Below are 19034 nucleotides of genomic sequence, written 5' to 3'. Positions count from 1 at the left end.
GGTCTATCTAGCAAGCTTAAGCCGTTAGGTGTAGGCGCAGCGAAAGCGAGTCTTAATAGGGCGTTGAGTTAGATGGATCAGACCCGAAACCGAGTGATCTAGGCATGGCCAGGTTGAAGGTAAGGTAACACTTACTGGAGGACCGAACCCACATCTGTTGAAAAAGATCGGGATGAGCTGTGCCTAGGGGTGAAAGGCCAATCAAACTCGGAGATAGCTGGTTCTCTGCGAAATCTATTTAGGTAGAGCGTCATCCGAATACCCCGGGGGGTAGAGCACTGGATGGGTAATGGGGCCCCACAGGCTTACTGATCCTAACCAAACTCCGAATACCCGGGAGTACTAGATGGCAGACACACGGCGAATGCTAACGTCCGTCGTGGAGAGGGAAACAACCCTGACCTACAGCTAAGGCCCCCAATTCATGGCTAAGTGGGAAAGCAAGTGGGACGACCAAAACAACCAGGAGGTTGGCTTAGAAGCAGCCATCCTTTAAAGATAGCGTAACAGCTCACTGGTCTAAATAAGTTGTCCTGCGGCGAAGATGTAACGGGGCTCAAGCCATGAGCCGAAGCTTAGGATGCCGTAAGGCATGGTAGCAGAGCGTAGTGTGACATAACTCCAATCCTCTTTTGCATCCCTCGGGGTGTAGCGGAGGATACGGAGTTTTCTGTGAAGCCGGCGCGTGAGCGATCCGGTGGAGAGATCACTAGTGAGAATGATGACATGAGTAGCGACAAAGAGTGTGAGAGACACTCTCGCCGAAAGTCCAAGGGTTCCTGCTTAAAGCTAATCTGAGCAGGGTAAGCCGACCCCTAAGGCGAGGCCGAAAGGCGTAGTCGATGGGAACCAGGTTAATATTCCTGGGCCAGGAGGATGTGACGGATCATGAAGATTGTCGGATCAGGCGTAGTTGCCCCGGCAGTTAATTGGTCCCTGGAAATAGCCCTCCATGAGATCGTACCCTAAACCGACACAGGTGGACTGGTAGAGCATACCAAGGCGCTTGAGAGAACGATGTTGAAGGAACTCGGCAAAATACCTCCGTAAGTTCGCGAGAAGGAGGCCCGGTTCCTAGGCAACTAGGGGCTGGGGGCACAAACCAGGGGGTGGCGACTGTTTATTAAAAACACAGGGCTCTGCGAAGTCGCAAGACGACGTATAGGGTCTGACGCCTGCCCGGTGCCTGAAGGTTAAAAGGAGGGGTGAGAGCTCTGAATTGAAGCCCAGGTAAACGGCGGCCGTAACTATAACGGTCCTAAGGTAGCGAAATTCCTTGTCGGGTAAGTTCCGACCTGCACGAATGGCGTAACGACTTCCCCGCTGTCTCCAACATCGACTCAGCGAAATTGAATTACCTGTCAAGATGCAGGTTACCCGCGGTTAGACGGAAAGACCCCGTGCACCTTTACTACAGCTTCACACTGGCATCAGGCCATGCATGTGCAGGATAGGTGGTGGGCTTTGAAGCAGAGACGCTAGTCTTTGTGGAGCCACCCTTGAGATACCACCCTTGCATTGCTTGATGTCTAACCGCGGTCCGTTATCCGGATCCGGGACCCTGTGTGGCGGGTAGTTTGACTGGGGCGGTCGCCTCCTAAAGCGTAACGGAGGCGCGCGAAGGTTGGCTCAGAGCGGTCGGAAATCGCTCGTTGAGTGCAATGGCAGAAGCCAGCCTGACTGCGAGACTGACAAGTCGAGCAGAGTCGAAAGACGGCCATAGTGATCCGGTGGTCCCGAGTGGAAGGGCCATCGCTCAACGGATAAAAGGTACGCCGGGGATAACAGGCTGATACTGCCCAAGAGTCCATATCGACGGCAGTGTTTGGCACCTCGATGTCGGCTCATCTCATCCTGGGGCTGGAGCAGGTCCCAAGGGTACGGCTGTTCGCCGTTTAAAGAGGTACGTGAGCTGGGTTTAGAACGTCGTGAGACAGTTCGGTCCCTATCTTCCGTGGGTGTAGGATACTTGAGAGGAGTTGCCCCTAGTACGAGAGGACCGGGGTGAACGATCCACTGGTGGACCAGTTGTCGACTACGGCAGTGCTGGGTAGCTATGATCGGACAGGATAACCGCTGAAGGCATCTAAGCGGGAAGCCCCCCTCAAAACAAGGTATCCCTGAGGGCCGAGGTAGACCACCTCGTCGATAGGCCAGAGATGTAAGTGCAGTAATGCATTCAGTTGACTGGTACTAATTGCCCGATAGGCTTGATTTGATCCAGTAGAAGCAAGACTTCGAACAATCAGAGCATACACATCACAAAGTCGTACATGACTTGGACATTTTGATTTCGCGTTGAGCGGTTTTTTCGGTTTGGTGGTCATAGCGCAAGCAAAACACCCGGTCCCATCCCGAACCCGGCCGTTAAGTGCTGTTGCGCCGATGGTACTGCATCTTAAGGTGTGGGAGAGTAGGTCACTGCCAAACCTAAAAAGCCGCTCAATGCGTGTATCTCTCTTACGATGCACTCAAAAAATGCCGCCCCCCGGGGCGGTTTTTTTTGTGTCTGGACGACTGTCGTTTTTGGGACGCGTCATCCAGCCCTGATAGCGCTAGGATTGGTTCGCGCGCAGCGCGGCAGTTACGAATTGTGTCTTTCTGTCCGCATAATCCGCACGCCCGCCATCCCCGAGTGCTCGGACCAGAGTGTGTTTCAGCTCGGAGTATCGTTCGCGCAGGTCAGGATCCGCACGCAATGCGTCACGGAACGCGACCTGCTCCGCAAAGGCGGCATCGCCGCACGGGTAAAGATGCAGGTTGTGCGTTCTCACATCACCAGCCCGCAGGCGAATAAACAATCGCCCGCTGCGCTCTCCACGGTCGAGATACCCCAACTGGACCAGCGCCCTTGCAACCTGTTCGCTGTGGCGCGCCTGCATGGCGATATCGAGGATCGGTTTGGCGGCCAGCCCGGGAACGGACGTGCTGCCGATATGTTCCAACGCGTAAGGGACACCGGCCACGGCTTGCGCAATCTCCATCGCCTCGCGGCGGTACAGATCGGCCCATTGCGGCGCGTGATCCATCAGGCTGAGCGTGCCCTGCTTGAGACCTAGGATGTCCTTCCCGGATGTCATATGCCTGTCCCGCCCCAAGTTGCGTGTCGTCCTGCGCCAAACCTGCCCTGCGGGCGACCATAACATACGGTGGTGCGCGTCTGACGGCATTGTGAGGACCTGAACCCGCGAAAGCCTTGATCTGTACGGCCCTACGGTCACATTGCGCAGCATGGAGTTTCTGTTTGCCTATGCAGCCGGCCTGCTGACCCTGATCAATCCGTGCGTCTTGCCGGTGCTGCCCATTGTTCTGGTGAGCGCCCTGAACGCGAACCAGATGGGCCCTGTGGCCCTTGCAGCGGGGATGAGCGTGTCATTTGTCACCTTTGGTGTTTTGGTGACCGCCTTTGGGGCCGCGATTGGGCTTGATCAATATTTGCTGGCGCAAATCGGCGCCACGTTGATGATCGCCTTTGGGCTGGTGCTGTTGGTGCCCGGTTTTGCCCGCCGGTTCGAGATGGCAACCGCGGGCATAGCAGGCCGCGCGGATGCGCGGATGAACACAGTGGATCAAGGCGGGTTGCAGGGGCAGTTTCTGGGTGGTTTGCTGCTGGGCGCGGTGTGGTCGCCCTGTATTGGTCCCACATTGGGGGGGGCAATTGCATTGGCGTCGCAAGGCGACAATCTGGGCTATGTCACTCTGATCATGTCATTTTTCGCGCTCGGTGTATCGACGTTGATCTTGGCCCTCGGGCTTGGCGCGCGCGAGGCGATCCGGTCGCGGGCGCACGCGTTGCGCAGCCTTGCCGACCGGTCAAAGCCGATCCTCGGGGTTACGTTTGTCGCTGTGGGTCTGATGCTACTGCTGGGTGTGCACCATTTTATTGAGGCTTGGGCGCTGGATGTGATGCCGATCTGGCTGCAAGACCTTTCCGTTGCTTTGTAAGAAGGACTGACTGATATGAACCGTCGAACGTTTTTTGTGGCCATCGGGGCCGCGGCCATCTCACCGCTTGCGCTTCATGCGGCCACTGGGTTTGTCGATTACACGCCCGGCCTGATTGATGCAGAACTGTCAGCAGGCAAGACGCTGCTGGTAGACTACGCTGCCGTCTGGTGCAGCACCTGTAAGCGGCAGGAACGGGTGATTAACGCGCTGCGCGCGGAAGACTCGGCCTATGATGCGGCGATGACCTTTGTTCGGGTCGATTGGGATGACTACCGCCGTCACGAGGTGGCGACGTCGCGCAATGTGCCGCGGCGGTCAACGCTGATCCTGCTGAGGGGTGAAGAGGAGCTGGGGCGGATCGTGGCCGGCACGTCAGAAAGTCAGATCAAGGGCCTTCTGGATCTGGCGCTGTAGCGGCGTAACAGATTTCTGACAGCAAATGCTGGGGATGGGCTTGCAGTCCTGCACGACTCGGCGTAGATCACCCAGACCAACTGGCGCGGGATGGAGCAGCCCGGTAGCTCGTCAGGCTCATAACCTGAAGGTCGTAGGTTCAAATCCTACTCCCGCAACCAACAAAGGCCGCCCCTTGGGGCGGCTTTTGCCTTTTGTGCACAATGGGTTGCGACAAACCAGAGGGGCCACGGCATGGCCCCTCCTGTCTGCGCGTCAGGGGCGCGGCGGGATGTTCTTGGCCTTGTCGACGGCGGGGCGGGCCATGAACCGGTCAAGATAGGCGACGAGGTTCTTGTGGTCGTCCCAATTGACCATCTCCTTGGCTCCGTAGAAGTTCAGCGCGTTCAGCCACGGGGCAATGGCGATATCAGCGATGGAATATGTGCCTGTGACCCAGTCCTGCCCCTCAAGTTGCTTGTCGAGAACCGCCAGCAACCGCTTGCCTTCGGCCACGTAGCGCTGCTGGGGGCGTTTGTCTTCCCATTCGGAACCTGCGAATTTCACAAAGAACCCCATCTGCCCAAGCATCGGTCCAAGGCCGCCCATCTGAAACATCAGCCATTGAATTGTCTTGGCCTTGTCCGCAGCGGTTTCACCGATCAGTTTTCCCGTCTTTTCAGCGAGATAGATCAGGATTGCCCCGGATTCGAACAGACCGATCGGCGCGCCGTCCGGGCCGTCCAGGTCGATGATCGCGGGGATTTTGTTGTTGGGATTGAGCGACAGGAATTCCGGGCTTTTGACGTCTGCATCCGACAGGGTGACCAGATGCGCCTCGTAGGGCAGACCCATCTCCTCAAGCGCGATAGAGGCCTTGACCCCGTTCGGCGTGGGAAAGGAGAAAAGTTGCAGCACGTCGGGGTTTTGCGGGACCCATTTCTGGGTGATGGGAAAGGCGCTGAGGTCAGCCATGGGTGGTCTCCGTTTGTTTACGGGTCCAACCTAGGCGGAATTCCCCGGTAAAATAGGCTTTGTGCTGTGAGAAGTTGTGTTAACACCTGTTCATACACGCACGGCAGACACAAGACTGTGCGGTACGAAGCCAACGAGGGACTAAATATGCTGAACGAGTTCAAAGATTTCATCGCCAAGGGCAATGTCATGGACATGGCCGTGGGGATTATCATCGGCGCGGCCTTTACCGCGATTGTGACGTCGCTGGTGGGCGACCTGATCAATCCGATCATCGGCCTGTTCATGGGTGGGATCGATTTCACCAACAACTACGCCGTTCTGTCGGGCGACGTGGCCGAAGGCATGTCGCTGGAAGCGGCGCGCGAGTCTGGCGCTGCTGTGTTTGCCTACGGCGCGTTCATCATGGCGATCATCAACTTTTTGATCATCGCGTTCGTGGTGTTCATGCTGGTGCGCTACGTGAACAAGATCAAGGATCAGGCGACCCCTGCGGAAGAACCCGCCGCAGAAGAACCCGCAGGCCCGACCGAGCTGGATATTCTGATGGAAATCCGCGACTCGCTGGCCAAGTAAGACGCATTGCATCCGCAACCAAAGGCCCGCCACAATGGCGGGCCTTTTTCGTATGAGATATCTGGTTCCGATGGGGTTCCCTTACGGGCGGGTATGTCGGGCCGGCGTGGCCTGCATATTGACCCGTGCTATGCCTTTAGCGCGAGGGTGGGGGAGATCACGTCGATCCCCAGCGCCTTGCCCACCGCGTAGTAGGTGAGCTGGCCTGCGTGCACGTTCAGACCGGCCAGCAGATGGGGGTCGTCTTCGCACGCTTGTCGCCACCCCTTGTCCGCGAGCGCCAGCATGAACGGCATCGTTGCATTGCCAAGGGCGATGGTCGATGTGCGTGCGACGGCGCCGGGCATGTTGGCCACGCAGTAGTGCATGATGCCGTCAACGTCATAGATTGGATCCTCGTGCGTTGTGGCGCGCGACGTCTCGAAACAGCCGCCCTGATCAATGGCCACGTCCACAATGGCGGCACCGGGTTTCATCGTACCAAGCTGTGCGCGGGTGACCAGCTTGGGGGCTGCCGCGCCGGGGATCAGCACCGCGCCCACAACCATATCGGCCTGTGCCACCAGTTCCGCCGTGTTGCCCGCGCTGGCAAAGCTGGTCTTGAACACGCCGCCAAAGACGTCATCCAGATAACGCATCCGGGGCAGGGACCGGTCAAGCACGGTCACATCCGCGCCCATGCCCGCAGCAACCCGCGCCGCGTGGGTGCCCACGACACCGCCGCCAATCACGACGACTTGCGCTGGCCCCACGCCGGGAACACCGCCCATCAGCACACCGCGCCCGCCATTGGCCTTTTGCAGGGTCCACGCGCCAACCTGTGGCGCCAGACGCCCGGCGACCTCGGACATGGGCGCCAGCAGAGGCAGTCCGCCCAAAGCATCGGTGACGGTCTCGTAGGCGATGGCGGTGCAGCCAGAGGCCAGCAGATCGCGGGTCTGATCCGGGTCGGGTGCAAGGTGGAGATAGGTAAAGAGCAGTTGACCCTCACGCAGCATCTTGCGCTCGCCTGCTTGGGGTTCCTTGACCTTGACGATCATGTCAGCGGCGGCGAAAACCTCTGCCGCGGTGCCGACAATCTGCGCACCGGCAGCCATGTAGGCGTCATCGTCAAAGCCTGCACCGGCGCCTGCATTGGTTTCGACCATAACCGAATGGCCGTGGGCAATCGCTTCGCCCGCGGCATTCGGGGTCAGGCCCACACGGAATTCCTGTGGTTTGATCTCTTTTGGGCAACCGATGATCATGGCGTTCTCCTCCTGCGGTTGGGCGCAGAATGCGCCTCTGCGGGCGCAATTGTGTGCGAATTTCTTGTTGTGTTTGCGCATGACAGTCGAAGGAACCTGCGCTATTGGAGAGCAAAGCGGGAGAACATCGCGCCAATGGCCCTTGATACAACAGATCGCCGTATCCTGTCTGCGTTGCAGAAACGCGGGCGTATGTCCAATGCCGACCTGAGCGAGGCGGTGCACCTGTCCGCCTCGGCCTGTCATCGCCGCGTGCAGAGGCTGGAAGAGGCGGGATACATTCGCGATTATGTGGCGCTGCTGGATGCCCGCAAGCTGGGAATGCCGACAACCGTTTTTGTCGAAATTACGTTGCAGGGTCAGGCGGATGAAGTGCTGGAAGCGTTCGAAAAGGCCGTGGCGCGCATCCCCGACGTGCTTGAATGTCACCTGATGGCGGGCACGGCGGATTACATTCTCAAAGTCGTGGCCGAAGGCACCGAGGATTTTGCGCGTATCCACCGCCAGCATCTGGCGCGGTTGCCCGGTGTGGCCCAGATGCAGTCCAGTTTTGCCCTGCGCACGGTGTTCAAGACGACAGCCTTGCCCGTCTGACGGCGGGGCCGAAACTGCTTTAGCCAAATATTCAGAGGTTTCGGCCTAAAACCGCGCGACCGATTTCGGATGGTTTGGTATGCGCGTGCTTTTGATGATGGTGTTTCTGACCGTGGCGGGGCCGATAACGGCGCTGGCCACAGCGCCGGACGATGGGTCGGATATGCGGCTGGTGGTTGTGCCCCCGTGGGATGATGCGAATGCAGTCGTCGTGGCCGCAGGCGGGCATGTGATTGGGCCGGAACGCGCGCCCTTTGCGGTCCTTGCTCAAGTTGATCATCCGCGGGCCTTTGCGGTGGCAGCCCGCAGGGCGGGCGCGCTCGCGGTGCTGAACGGGGCGACGATTGCCGCATTTTGTGGAGTAGATGTATGACGGTCGACATTCACGGTTCGCTTGAGACATCGCGACGCTTGGCGGCATATTGGATCCTTATCGGCTGCGCCGCATTTGGTGTGGTTGTCACGGTGGTCGGGCTGTTGTTGCCGATCAGTTCGCCTGTGCCGGGGGTGGTGTGCTTTGGTTCGACGCTGATGGCATTTCTGGCCTTTCGGACGCGCCACAAACATTATTGCGTGCTGGTCGGTCAGGCGGCTGTGGCGCAGGCAATCGGGCTTGTCGCTGCGTTGAGTGGCACAGATTGGCAGAGCGATGGGCATATGCTGTTCTATGTGGCGCTGGCGGCGCTTGTGGGGCTGGTGCATGTCCCAACATTCCTGTTCGCGGCGGCCACGGTTGTTCTGCATCACCTCGCGCTGGCTGTTGTCTTTCCACATCTGGTGTTTCCCAGCGTGAACCTGATCGAGAATATTGAACGGGCATTGTTTCATGGCGCGGCCGTTGCGTTGCAGGTCTTCATCCTGACCATGGTTGTGCGCAAGCGCGTGCAGATGACGCAGGATGTGCAGGCGGCTTTGAACGCATCGGAATCGGCGCTGGCGTCCGCGGATGAGGCGGGACAGCAGGCCGAAGCCGCCCGCGCCGTGGCAGAGGCGGAAACCGCGCGGGCACAAGCCGCGCAGTCCGAGACCGAAAATGTGCTGAAGGCGCTGGAGGCGGAGCAGGCCGCGCGCGAACAGGCGAACCTTGCCGAACAGGAGAAAGATGCCCGCACGGCGCAGGAACGTCAGGCGCGCCTTGATGCTCAGACAAACGTGGTGACCGCCCTGCGTGAGGGGTTGGAGAACATCGCGCAGGGGAATCTGACGCACCGGATTGATGCGGAATTCCCGGATGTCTACGAACCCTTGCGCCAGGATTTCAACCGGACGGTTGCCAATCTGCAAAATGTGCTGACGGACGTGACGCGCGGTACGGCGGATCTGATGGGGCTTGTGTCGGCTGTTCAGACATCGGCCCACGATCTGGCGCAACGCACCGAGGCGCAGGTCGCCTCGCTCGAGGTGACAAGCCATGCCGTGGACACGTTGCACGGCGCTGTGCGCGCTTCGACTGAAAACGCGCAAGCCACTGCATCATCGGCGGACAAGGTGCGCGGCGACGCCAAAGAAGGGGGAGAGATGGTGCACCGCGTTGTCGATGCGATGAGCGATATCGAGAACTCGTCCTACAAGATCGCCAAGATCAACGCAGTCATGGATTCGATCGCGTTTCAGACCAATCTGCTTGCCTTGAACGCCGGTGTTGAGGCGGCGCGCGCGGGTGAGGCGGGACGCGGGTTTTCTGTTGTGGCATCCGAAGTCCGTGCCCTGTCCCGCCGCGCGACCGATGCGGCCCGCAGCATCACTGAATTGACCGAATCGAGTACCGATCAGGTTCAATCAGGTGTCGCATTGGTCAAACGGGCCGGCGAAGCGCTGGAGGGAATCGTGTCATCCGTGTCTGACATGACCGGCTCGGTTCAGAGAATCGCCGCCGCAACGCAATCCCAATCCGATCAGTTGAGCGAGGTGAACGTGTCAGTGTCCGAAATGGACAAGGTGGCCCAAGAAAACGCTGCCATGTTCGACGAGACCAATACCGCGTGCACATCGCTCATGGACGGCTTGCAAGAGATGATGGACAGCCTCGCACAGTTCAGGCTTGAGGCATTGTCCGAGGGTTGTGCTGCCTTGTCCGGCCATGAAGATCGGCGCACCGCCTGATCGCAGAACCGCCCATTCAGGCAAACAAAAACCCCGCAGCCGGGCGGCTACGGGGTTATTGAATTCGTCAGCGACGCGAGGGTGACTTACATCATACCTTCGCGCTGTGCTTTTTTGCGTGCCAGCTTGCGGGCACGGCGGATCGCTTCAGCTTTCTCGCGCGCTTTTTTCTCGGACGGCTTCTCGAAATGTTGCTTGAGCTTCATTTCGCGGAAAACGCCTTCGCGCTGCAGCTTCTTTTTCAGGGCACGGAGCGCCTGATCGACATTGTTGTCGCGAACACTAACCTGCATGTGGTTGTCACCACCTTTCTAGATAAGAGTTGCAAGGATTTGCAGGAGGTGGCCGTATAGCAAGCCGCCCCCTGTTTGTCCAGCACGCGTCAGAACAGAAAATCATCCGCCTGCAACTGATTTAGCGCCACGTCCATCAGGACCATCTTGTTGCCATTGTGGTCGCCGATGACCGCTTTGCCATTGGCTTGCCAGATGTGCCCGCCATTCATCAGATCGTCAAAACCTGTGATCGTTGCGACCCCGCGCAGGTCGATTCGCTCGCCTGCCTGTCCAAGGTCGAAGTCGGTGACAATATTGCGCCCGCCCGAAAATACGAATGTGTCCGCATCGGCCCCGCCGGTCAGCCGGTCGTTGCCGTCGCCGCCATCCAGACGGTCGTTGCCACGCCCGCCGCTCAGGTTGTCACGCCCCGCCTGCCCCCACAGCGCATCATCGCCCTGTTCACCTCGCAGCGCATCGCGGCCCGCGCCGCCCCAGATCCTGTCATTGCCGCCTTCGCCCTTGATCCGGTCCTTGCCATCGCCGCCGTCGAGGCTGTCATTGCCGATCCCACCCCACATGCGGTCATTGCCGCCCTGACCAAAGACGCGGTCATTGCCGTCACCGCCGAACAGACGGTCGCCGCCAGCCCCGCCCGACACCGTATCCTGACCGCCGTTTCCGCGCATTATGTCACCCGCGCCTGTGCCCATCAACGCGTCGTTGCCAGCCCCTCCGATCAACGACGTGTCGGGGCCGGGAGGTGTGGGCGTTGGCGTTGGTGTGGGCGCGCCGGGCTGATCCAGTTGAACGGGCGCGCTGGTGCGCGCAAAGTTTTGCGTCACATAGACGGCGTCGTAGCCGCGCCCGTCGCCTTCCTCGATCCCGATGCCGATCAATTCAAAATTTGGGTTGAGGATGTTGGCGCGGTGGCCGGGGCTGTTCATCAACGCTTCATGCAGATCCACGACGTCATCGGAAATGCCGGGCGCGCCACGCTCGGACTGAAAGGCGATGTTTTCACCCCATGTCCAATTGCCTGAAAACGCAAACCCGGCGTCGCGCATCCGGTCGCCGGGACTGGACCCGCCCGCACCGGTGTGACTGAAATTGCGGGATGTATCCATCCAGTTGCTGTGGTCTTCGCTGGCGTCGTTCAATCGGCGTTCCAAGGTTAGCGGGTCAATACCGCGTGCGGCACGCTCTGCGTTTATTAGGTCCAGCATCTGGCGTTCGAATGCGTTTGCGACGGACATGGGCTCTCTCCTCATTGTGCGAGGCCCGGTGTCTGCGCGCGGGCGCGGTGTCGCAAGGTGGGGACCGGGGGTCGGGCCAGTGTTGGCGGATTGGCGCGGTTCGGGCGGGTGTGCGCGCGCAGCGTCCCGCCGCCGAGGTCAGGTCATTGGGTCGCAGGGCGGACGCTTGCCGGAATGGGCCCACCGCCCTAGTCTTTTGTCTATGTCAAAGACACCCAAACAGATCACCGACCAGTTGCTGGATGCCGCACTGATGCATGTGCCCTTTGACGGCTGGTCCGAGGCGACTTTTCGTGCGGCGGCTGCCGATGCAGGCGCAGACCGCGCGCTGGCGCAGGCTGTGTGCCCGCGCGGCGCGGTGGACCTTGCGCTTGCCTACCATGCGCGCGGTGACGCGGCGATGGTCACGCGGTTGCAATCAAATGACCTGCCGGAGCGATTCCGGGACAAAATCGCCGCAGCCGTCCGGTTCCGCATCGAAGCAGTCGAAGACAAGGAAGCCGTGCGGCGCGGAACGACGCTGTTTGCGTTGCCGATATATGCCGCCGACGGCGCGCGGGCCATTTGGGGCACGGCGGATCAGATTTGGTCGACATTGGGCGACACGTCGGACGACATCAATTGGTACACCAAGCGGGCGACGCTGTCCGGGGTCTATTCGGCCACCGTTCTTTTCTGGTTGGGGGACGATTCTGTGAACAATCAGTCCACTTGGGATTTTCTGGAGCGCCGTATCGACGACGTTATGCAGATCGAAAAGGTCAAGGCGCAGGTGCGCGACAACAAGCTATTGTCGGGTCTGCTGGCGGGCCCCAATTGGGTCTTGGGGCAGGTCAAGGCACCAAAGGCGCGGACGGATATGCCGGGGCGGTGGTCCTCACCACAAGGCTGAACGGGTCAGCGGGCAAGGCACAGTACGCGACGGCTGTCTAAATCGCCGTCGGAACGCGACGTGCATCGGTATCCGGGCCAAAGGCAATGCCCATCGCGGTTGAGCCAGACACCAAAGCACCGTCCAATCGCACCGGGATGATCAGGTTGAGGATCATTACAGCGATCAGCAACACGGGTTCCTTTTGCGGCGGAGTTACAGGTACGGTGCCGAAAAAGGAGCGGATCATATGACATCGACAATGCGCGCAGTGGAAATCAACGCCCCGGGCGGGCCAGAGGTGTTGCAACCGGTGGACCGTCCGCGTCCTGTGGCAGGGCATGGGCAGGTGGTGATCGCGGTTGCGTGGGCCGGGGTGAACCGTCCCGATGCGCTTCAGCGCGCGGGATTGTACAATCCGCCGCCCACCGCAAGTGATCTGCCGGGGCTCGAAGCCTCGGGGCATATTGTCGAGGTGGGGCAGGGCGTCAGTGGTTGGGCGGTTGGCGATGCTGTGTGCGCGCTGCTGCCGGGCGGTGGATATGCGGAATATGTGGCAACCCCGGCGGCGCATTGTCTGCCCGTGCCAGCGGGCATGGGGCTACGCGAGGCCGCTTGCCTGCCTGAGACGTACTTTACCGTGTGGTCCAACGTGTTCAGCCGTGGCGGGTTGCAGGGCGGCGAGCGGTTTTTGGTGCATGGTGGGTCATCCGGGATCGGGACCACTGCGATTCAGTTGGCGCAGCATTTCGGTGCGCGTGTTTTTGCGACCGCCGGGTCCGAAGACAAATGTGCCGCCTGTCGCGATTTGGGGTCGGAAATGGCTCTGAACTATCGCGACGAGGATTTCGTGTCGGTGATGAAAGAGCAGGGCGGCGCGGACCTGATCCTGTGCATGGTCGGGGGGCCTTACATCGCCCGCAACCTGTCGGCCCTCGCGGATGATGGACGGCTGGTCCAGATCGCGTTTCTGCAGGGGCCAAAGGCAGAGGTGAACTTTGCCCAGTTGATGACCCGCCGACTGACGATGACAGGCAGTACCCTGCGGCCGCAAAGCGATCTGGCCAAGGCCCGTATCGCTCAGGACCTGCGCGAGGCCGTGTGGCCTTTGTTGGATACGGGGCGCATCGCGCCCGTGATGGATTCGGAGTTTGCGCTGGCCGAAGCTGCCGCCGCGCACGCCCGCATGGAAAGCTCCGGCCATATCGGCAAAATCGTCCTCAAAGTGGCGGGTGGCTGACGCAATTTCAACGGCAGGACCGGGGGCCAGCCCCCGGACCCTCGTGGTATTTTCGGTCAGAAGAAACGGTTTGTTAAGGTTAATGCGGTGATCTGTACCAACGGTACAGGCTGTGGAGCCGATGGCCGTGTCAGGAGAAGCGAGTGCTTCCCCGGTTGCCCGCGGTGCTCACAGGATGAGTGGCGCGGGCTTTTTGTTTCTTCTGACCAAAAATACCACCGCCGGAGGCTCCGATAGATGCCGTGGGCGCTTGCATCAACATTTTTGCGATCATCATTTTCGGCGGCTCTTGACGTTTGACATCAGGCGATACAGATATGTCTCATGCGAGACACATCTGTATCATCAAAAGTATCCATCCTGAACGCGGCCTTTGACGTACTTGGTCAAAATCCCGGTGCGTCGCTGTCTGATGTGGCGCGTGCTGCGGGCGTGGGCCGCGCAACATTGCACCGGCACTTTGCCGGGCGCGATGATTTGATGGTGGCGCTTACCTTGCAGGCCGCAGAAGAGCTGGATGCCGCCGTCGACACTGCGGTTGCCGGGTGCACAACCTATACGGACGGGCTGCGCGTGGCGCTCAGGGCGATGCTGCCGCTGGCCTCGCGGCACATGTTTCTGGCGACGGATGCGGCTCAGACCGATCCGCGCGTCAAGGAAGCCTATGCCACGCAGACCCGCGCGCTGACGCGCGACATCGAGGCTGCGCGCGCCGAAGGAACCTTTGCCGCTGACATTCCCACCACGTGGATCGTCGAGACCTATGAAAACCTCATTTACGCCGGTTGGGCCATGGTCGTTGCGGGCGAGGCAACCCCGAACCAAGCCGCTGATCTGGCATGGCGTACGTTTACACAAGGACTGAAACCATGACACCAGACGCATTGCAGACACTGGCCACACAGATAGACGAGGTGTTCCTTGTCATCGGGGCGGCGATCCTGCTGATTGAACTGGCAGAAGTGTTATTCAAGGGCCGTCACAAAGGTCGCAGCCTGCTTGAGATGGTGGCGAGCGCATCGACCCAAATCCCTTATCTGGTGGTCGAAGTGTTGATCCTAACATCCGCCTATGGGGTGTTCTATATCCTTGCGGAGACGGTGGTGCCGTGGCAATTGCCGATGACGTGGTGGGTCATTGTTTTGGCGGTGATCGCCGCTGATTTCACCTATTACTGGGAGCATAGGATCGCCCACGAAGTACGTCTGCTGTGGACGCAGCACGCGGTGCATCATTCATCGCGCGAGTACAACATTATCACAGGTATCCGCTTTGGTCCGCTTGAAGGAGTGTGGAGCCTGATTGCACATATTCCTTTGGTATTTTTGGGGTTTTCGCCGGACATGATCTTTTTTGGGATCATCACTGTCTTGGCCTATCAGACGTGGATCCATACGGAACTGGTGGGCAAGCTCGGGTGGTTCGACAAGGTGATGAACAGCCCCGCGAACCACCGGGTACATCATGGCTGCGACGACAAGTATATCGACCGGAACTATGGTGGGATCACCGTGATCTGGGATCAGCTGTTCGGTACCTACCAAGCCGAGGAGGAAACGCCACGCTACGGTCTCAAGCGGGATTTCGACAGCCGCAATCCGCTTGCTGTGTGGTTCTCCGAAGTGCCGGGACTGTGGCGCGACATGCGCCGCGCGCGCAGTTGGGGTGAGGCGTGGCGTTACATGACCCGCCCGCCCGGTTGGACGCCGCACGAAAGATAGGAGCAACCGGATAACCGTACGCGCAACAGCGTGCGGTCATCTTGTCGCCTGTGGTACGGTACCTGATTGTGCGCACGTGAAATCATGGGCTTGGCTCATCTGATGCCATACAAACGCGCTGTGCAAAGCCGGTCCGCACGACATTGTGCAACTCTGCCGACATAAGCACGGTCCGTGGCTTTACACATGGGTACGCTTGGCATGTGCCCGCCGGAGATACGATTGGCATGGACCGTCTCACAGGTGAAAGTTGGTGTGGGCTGCCGCATTGGCCCACCGCTGCGCGGCGCTATCGGCCGTGCACCTGTGGTGACACTACCGATTGGAACGATGGACCAACCGGTTTGCCTTTTGGATAAGGAAATTTTGTTCCGCTTTGTTATCAGACAGGTCTGCGGCCTTCTGATAGGTGTCCCGCGCTTGGCTGATGCGACCCGCGCGTTCCAATACATCTCCCAAAGCAGCATGGAACGGTTGATAGGTCTGAATTCCGGGCTCTTTTTCCAGTTCACGCAGCATAGCCAAAGCAATATGCGGCGATTGCGCATAGGACGTTGCGACGGCCTGATTGATACGCACAACCGGTGACGGTTGGCTGGCATAAAGCAGCGCGTAGAGTATCGAAATCTCTTGCCAGTCGGTTTGTTCCCAAGTCTCGCTTTGGGCGTGGACCCCGCTTATGGCCGCCTGAAGCTGGTAAGGCCCGATCATGTTTTTGGGCAGTGTTTCAGTGAGTATAGCAACGCCTTCGTCAATCTTTGATCGGTTCCAGCGCTTTCTGTTTTGGCTCTGAAGCGGGACGAAATCGCCGTCACGGCTTGTGCGTGTCTCCCGACGGGACTCGTGCAAGAGCATCAATGCCAACAGGCCAGCAGTCTCGGCATCTTGTGGCAAGAGGTTGGTCAACACTCTGGCGAGGCGAATGGCCTCGTCCGTCAGGTCTTGGCGGTGAATGCTGTCATGGTGGGTCGCGGAATACCCCTCGTTGAAGATCAGATAGATTACGCTGAGGACTGCGTTTAGGCGGTCAGATAAATCTGACCGATCCGGGATTTCGTAGGGTATCGCCTGGGCTGCGATCTTGTGCTTGGCCCGGGTAATGCGCTGTTGCATAGCTTTGGAACTGTCGAGAAACGCACTGGCGATTTCATTGGTTGAGAGGCCGCCCAACGTGCGCAGCGTGAGCGCAACTTGGCTTTTTTTCTCAAGGGCGGGATGGCAGCAGGTGAATATCATCTCCAGCCTGCGGTCGGGGATCGAGTCCAGCAGCGTTTCATCCAGCGGTCGGTTTTCGAGATCGAGCAGATAGGCAATCTCGTCCTGCTTTCTTGCAAAGTTTTGGTCGCGACGCAGCCTGTCGAGCGCTTTTCTCCGGGCCACTGTGATCAGCCAACCTGCGGGCGATCTTGGCAGCCCGTTCGTTTGCCAGTGCCTCATTGCCGAGACAACCGCATCTTGCAGGCAGTCTTCGGCGAGTTGAAAGTCGTTGAGCCCCCCAACAAGCGAGGCAAGAATGCGCCCCCACTCTTCCCGGACAGTGCGTTCGATGATCTGTTCGGGCGAGAGGGAGGGCAACATTTGACGATTGGCCAAGCCGGACCGTCCCTAGCTGTCCCAGACCACGACAGGCCGCACCTCGATACGTCCGTGATCGGCTGTCGGGATCATCGCGGCATATGTCACGGCTTCGGCCATGTCGGCACAATCCAGCAGATAGTAGCCGCCAAGCTGTTCCTTTGTCTCGGCGAATGGGCCGTCTATCGTCTCGGTCTTGCCGTCACGAACCGACACGGTGGTGGCCGTTTCAACGCCCTGCAAGGCCTCCCCCGATACGAACTTGCCGTCGTCCTGCACCTTTTTGGTGAAGTCGCCATAGGCTTTCATGTAAGCGGCGAACGCTGGCGAACCCGGCTGCGGACCGCTGTTTGGAGCGGAGTAGATGAGGCATGTAAATTGCATGATGTGTTCCTTTCACGATCAAGAGCACGATACTCTTGTACCCGCTAGACGAACGAGAATGGCTGAGACCGACACCACTATGCAAAATTTTTTTGCCGATCCGCTTGGTTTGGTCAGAAGTCGCAAGCGCACGGACGCAAAAGCGGACAATTTTGCCCGCTTTGGCAACGGTCAAGCCGGAATAGACGCGGTTCGGGGTGTCGTCAGCCTGTTCCCGATGTCCCAGACCGACATTTCCTAGCGTATGGGCGTAAAAAGTGCGTTCGTCGCGCGGCAGTCGCGCACCACATCCTGACCGCACGGCACTGGGGTCAGGTCGCGGCTCAGGCAAATGCGGGCCTCTTGGATGTGGCCGTCGCGGCAGGTGATGGTCACGCCGTCCGCCTCCATGTCAGGGTTTGACTGCAAGAACGCCTCTTCCACCACGGCGGCGGGCAGGCGCACCGCCTTGTCTAGTTTGCGAAACACAGGCGGGCGCACCACACGCCCGTAGGCTTCGCGCGACAGGGCATAGTAGGCGGACGCAGACAGGCCCGAACATACGCCGTGTTTTTTCCATTGGTGCCACGCAAGGCCGGACGTTCCCATGATGTCCGCCATGTCACGTGTCATCGCGCGGGAAGGGGCGCGTTCGGTTGTGTTGCAGTATTCCGGGTAGCCACGGTGATATTGCGGCCAGAGCCCGTGCAGGATCCAGCCGTGATCGTGGCGGGCATCGCATTGGTCCGATCCGCGCGCGTCGCCTTCGTAGGCGCACCAGTTGGGCGACCAGCTAAGTGACAGCACGTAGTAATCAAAGACGCCCGCGCGATCTTGCGCCATGGCGGGAAGCGCCAGCATCAACCAAAGCAAGAGTGCGCGCATTAGGCTTTCCTTTTTCATTCTGGCCCACTATATCGGCGCGAAGTTCCCCGACAACGGAAACCCACCCCGGCCCCAGAGATGGATCGCCAGGGACGCCATTCAGGCGACGGGACAGATATGCGCAAAGGAGCATGACATGGCAAAACCGCTGATGGCCAAGGCCACCGCCGTCTGGCTGGTGGACAACACCACGATCAGCTTCAAGCAGATCGCTGATTTTGTGGACCTGCACGAGCTTGAGGTGCAAGGCATTGCCGATGGCGACGTCGCCGCGGGCGTCAAGGGGTTTGACCCCATTGCCAACAACCAGCTCACACAGGAAGAGATCGATGCGGCGGAAAAAGACCCGCTGCACAAGCTCAAGCTCAAGTTCAACGCGGCCGCTCAGGGCGAAGAAAAGCGTCGCGGGCCGCGCTATACACCGCTGTCCAAGCGTCAGGACCGCCCTGCCGCGATTTACTGGTTGGTGAAGTTCCACCCGGAACTGACCGATGGGCAGATTTCCAAGCTGGTGGGCACGACCAAGCCGACGATCCAGTCGATCCGGGAACGGACCCATTGGAACATCTCGAACATCCAGCCCGTCGATCCGGTCGCGCTGGGCCTGACCAAGCAGTCTGAACTGGACGCCGCCGTGCAAAAGGCCGCCGCCAAGAAAGCTGCCGATGGCGAAGTGATGAGTGATGACGAGCGTCGAAAGCTGGTCAGCACCGAACAGAGCCTCGACATGCCCGAAGAACCCAAGATCCCCACCGCGATCGAAGGGCTCGAGACATTTTCGCTGGCTGATGATGGCGATGACGACAAGATGGACGAATCCACTTTGGTCGATGCCGATAGCTTCTTTAACCTGCCCAAAGGCGGGGACGACGACGAACAGCCCTAAGGGTCGGGCCGCAGCACTGGCGGCACACCCGCCGCCATTTGGTCGACAAAGGCCAACACTTTGAGGCCGTTTCAGTCGTTGCGACGAATTGGCCAGGCGCACGGTCGCGTGCCTGGCCGACCAACC

At 59.5% G+C, this 19034-nt stretch carries 21 protein-coding genes, 1 tRNA gene and 2 rRNA genes (1 of these 24 cut by a window edge); 15 read left to right on the top strand and 9 right to left on the bottom strand.

The features are described from left to right. Both Q1A85_RS20600 and rrf read left to right on the top strand, forming a co-directional pair. A 23S ribosomal RNA gene (locus Q1A85_RS20600) occupies window positions 1-2218 on the top strand; it begins 608 nt to the left of the window's first position. A gap of 97 nt (window positions 2219-2315) precedes the next feature. Beyond that, a 5S ribosomal RNA gene (gene rrf, locus Q1A85_RS20595) occupies window positions 2316-2430 on the top strand. Between the two features lie 125 nt (window positions 2431-2555). Here rrf and Q1A85_RS20590 read toward each other — a convergent pair. Continuing rightward, the gene (locus tag Q1A85_RS20590) at window positions 2556-3080 is read right to left on the bottom strand and encodes a GrpB family protein (protein WP_299694160.1); all 525 of its coding nucleotides are present in this window, start codon (window positions 3078-3080) and stop codon (window positions 2556-2558) included. A gap of 151 nt (window positions 3081-3231) precedes the next feature. Between Q1A85_RS20590 and Q1A85_RS20585 the strand changes: the two genes are divergently transcribed. From Q1A85_RS20585 to Q1A85_RS20575, 3 genes are all read left to right on the top strand, one after another. Then, window positions 3232-3945 carry a cytochrome c biogenesis CcdA family protein gene (locus Q1A85_RS20585; RefSeq protein WP_299694157.1) on the top strand — a complete coding sequence of 238 codons (714 nt, stop codon included), beginning with the start codon at window positions 3232-3234 and terminating at the stop codon, window positions 3943-3945. Window positions 3946-3960: 15 nt separating this feature from the next. Continuing rightward, entirely contained in the window at window positions 3961-4362 is a 402-nt protein-coding gene (locus Q1A85_RS20580) for a thioredoxin family protein (RefSeq protein WP_299694155.1), read from the top strand. Window positions 4363-4446: 84 nt separating this feature from the next. Further along, window positions 4447-4523: transfer RNA gene (locus Q1A85_RS20575), tRNA-Met, on the top strand. A 94-nt stretch (window positions 4524-4617) separates the two neighbouring features. Here Q1A85_RS20575 and Q1A85_RS20570 read toward each other — a convergent pair. Then, a complete protein-coding gene (locus Q1A85_RS20570; protein ID WP_299694152.1) occupies window positions 4618-5316 on the bottom strand; it encodes a glutathione binding-like protein in 699 nt (232 codons plus the stop codon). Window positions 5317-5463: 147 nt separating this feature from the next. On the opposite strand from Q1A85_RS20570, the gene mscL reads away from it, so the two are divergent. After that, on the top strand, window positions 5464-5892 hold the full coding sequence (mscL, locus tag Q1A85_RS20565) for a large conductance mechanosensitive channel protein MscL (protein ID WP_299694149.1): 429 nt from the start codon (window positions 5464-5466) through the stop codon (window positions 5890-5892). Between the two features lie 128 nt (window positions 5893-6020). Here the strand turns inward: mscL and ald are convergent, their stop codons facing one another. Then, window positions 6021-7139 (bottom strand): alanine dehydrogenase, encoded by a 1119-nt coding sequence (gene ald / locus Q1A85_RS20560; RefSeq protein ID WP_299694146.1) that lies wholly within the window; start codon window positions 7137-7139, stop codon window positions 6021-6023. A gap of 135 nt (window positions 7140-7274) precedes the next feature. Between ald and Q1A85_RS20555 the strand changes: the two genes are divergently transcribed. The 3 genes from Q1A85_RS20555 (at window position 7275) to Q1A85_RS20545 (ending at window position 9836) form a co-directional block, all read left to right on the top strand. Beyond that, window positions 7275-7733 (top strand): Lrp/AsnC family transcriptional regulator, encoded by a 459-nt coding sequence (locus tag Q1A85_RS20555; RefSeq protein ID WP_299694143.1) that lies wholly within the window; start codon window positions 7275-7277, stop codon window positions 7731-7733. Window positions 7734-7812: 79 nt separating this feature from the next. After that, window positions 7813-8106 carry a hypothetical protein gene (locus tag Q1A85_RS20550; protein WP_299694140.1) on the top strand — a complete coding sequence of 98 codons (294 nt, stop codon included), beginning with the start codon at window positions 7813-7815 and terminating at the stop codon, window positions 8104-8106. Then, entirely contained in the window at window positions 8103-9836 is a 1734-nt protein-coding gene (locus Q1A85_RS20545) for a methyl-accepting chemotaxis protein (protein ID WP_299694137.1), read from the top strand. Before Q1A85_RS20550 ends, Q1A85_RS20545 begins: the two co-directional genes overlap by 4 nt. 86 nt (window positions 9837-9922) lie before the next feature. Here Q1A85_RS20545 and rpsU read toward each other — a convergent pair whose 3' ends face one another. Together rpsU and Q1A85_RS20535 are read right to left on the bottom strand one after the other, a co-directional pair. Continuing rightward, complete coding sequence (gene rpsU / locus Q1A85_RS20540) at window positions 9923-10129, bottom strand: 30S ribosomal protein S21 (protein ID WP_007118112.1); 207 nt, start codon at window positions 10127-10129, stop codon at window positions 9923-9925. 89 nt (window positions 10130-10218) lie between these two features. Further along, window positions 10219-11367 carry a CAP domain-containing protein gene (locus tag Q1A85_RS20535; protein ID WP_299694133.1) on the bottom strand — a complete coding sequence of 383 codons (1149 nt, stop codon included), beginning with the start codon at window positions 11365-11367 and terminating at the stop codon, window positions 10219-10221. A gap of 202 nt (window positions 11368-11569) precedes the next feature. On the opposite strand from Q1A85_RS20535, the gene Q1A85_RS20530 reads away from it, so the two are divergent. Then, complete coding sequence (locus Q1A85_RS20530; RefSeq protein ID WP_299694130.1) at window positions 11570-12259, top strand: COQ9 family protein; 690 nt, start codon at window positions 11570-11572, stop codon at window positions 12257-12259. A gap of 37 nt (window positions 12260-12296) precedes the next feature. Here Q1A85_RS20530 and Q1A85_RS20525 read toward each other — a convergent pair whose 3' ends face one another. Then, entirely contained in the window at window positions 12297-12488 is a 192-nt protein-coding gene (locus tag Q1A85_RS20525; RefSeq protein ID WP_299694127.1) for a hypothetical protein, read from the bottom strand. Here Q1A85_RS20525 and Q1A85_RS20520 point away from each other — a divergent pair, their 5' ends adjacent. The 3 genes from Q1A85_RS20520 to Q1A85_RS20510 all read left to right on the top strand — a co-directional run bounded on the left by Q1A85_RS20520 (window position 12489) and on the right by Q1A85_RS20510 (window position 15199). After that, complete coding sequence (locus Q1A85_RS20520) at window positions 12489-13478, top strand: NAD(P)H-quinone oxidoreductase (protein WP_299694124.1); 990 nt, start codon at window positions 12489-12491, stop codon at window positions 13476-13478. Window positions 13479-13802: 324 nt separating this feature from the next. Next, window positions 13803-14351, top strand: coding sequence for a TetR/AcrR family transcriptional regulator (locus Q1A85_RS20515; RefSeq protein WP_299694121.1), 549 nt, complete (start codon window positions 13803-13805; stop codon window positions 14349-14351). After that, window positions 14348-15199: a sterol desaturase family protein gene (locus tag Q1A85_RS20510; RefSeq protein WP_299694118.1), complete on the top strand. Its 852-nt coding sequence runs from the start codon at window positions 14348-14350 to the stop codon at window positions 15197-15199. The genes Q1A85_RS20515 and Q1A85_RS20510 overlap by 4 nt, the downstream gene beginning before the upstream one ends. A 315-nt stretch (window positions 15200-15514) precedes the next feature. Here Q1A85_RS20510 and Q1A85_RS20505 read toward each other — a convergent pair whose 3' ends face one another. Together Q1A85_RS20505 and Q1A85_RS20500 are read right to left on the bottom strand one after the other, a co-directional pair. Further along, window positions 15515-16792, bottom strand: a complete 1278-nt coding sequence (locus Q1A85_RS20505; protein WP_299694115.1) for an RNA polymerase sigma factor — start codon at window positions 16790-16792, stop codon at window positions 15515-15517. Window positions 16793-16804: 12 nt separating this feature from the next. Beyond that, complete coding sequence (locus Q1A85_RS20500) at window positions 16805-17158, bottom strand: YciI family protein (RefSeq protein WP_299694112.1); 354 nt, start codon at window positions 17156-17158, stop codon at window positions 16805-16807. 58 nt (window positions 17159-17216) lie between these two features. Here Q1A85_RS20500 and Q1A85_RS20495 point away from each other — a divergent pair, with 58 nt between their 5' ends. Beyond that, window positions 17217-17399, top strand: coding sequence for a hypothetical protein (locus Q1A85_RS20495; protein ID WP_299694109.1), 183 nt, complete (start codon window positions 17217-17219; stop codon window positions 17397-17399). Here Q1A85_RS20495 and Q1A85_RS20490 read toward each other — a convergent pair. Beyond that, window positions 17396-18022 (bottom strand): ribonuclease T2, encoded by a 627-nt coding sequence (locus Q1A85_RS20490; RefSeq protein WP_299694106.1) that lies wholly within the window; start codon window positions 18020-18022, stop codon window positions 17396-17398. The genes Q1A85_RS20495 and Q1A85_RS20490 overlap by 4 nt on opposite strands. A gap of 136 nt (window positions 18023-18158) precedes the next feature. Between Q1A85_RS20490 and Q1A85_RS20485 the strand changes: the two genes are divergently transcribed. Next, the gene (locus tag Q1A85_RS20485) at window positions 18159-18908 is read left to right on the top strand and encodes a DUF1013 domain-containing protein (protein ID WP_299694103.1); all 750 of its coding nucleotides are present in this window, start codon (window positions 18159-18161) and stop codon (window positions 18906-18908) included. Window positions 18909-19034: the final 126 nt, after the last annotated feature.

The sequence above is a fragment of the uncultured Tateyamaria sp. genome, from assembly GCF_947503385.1.
Lineage (GTDB): Bacteria > Pseudomonadota > Alphaproteobacteria > Rhodobacterales > Rhodobacteraceae > Tateyamaria.
Note: the sequence above shows the minus strand (reverse complement) of the source record. Positions and strands in the feature narration are given on the sequence as shown.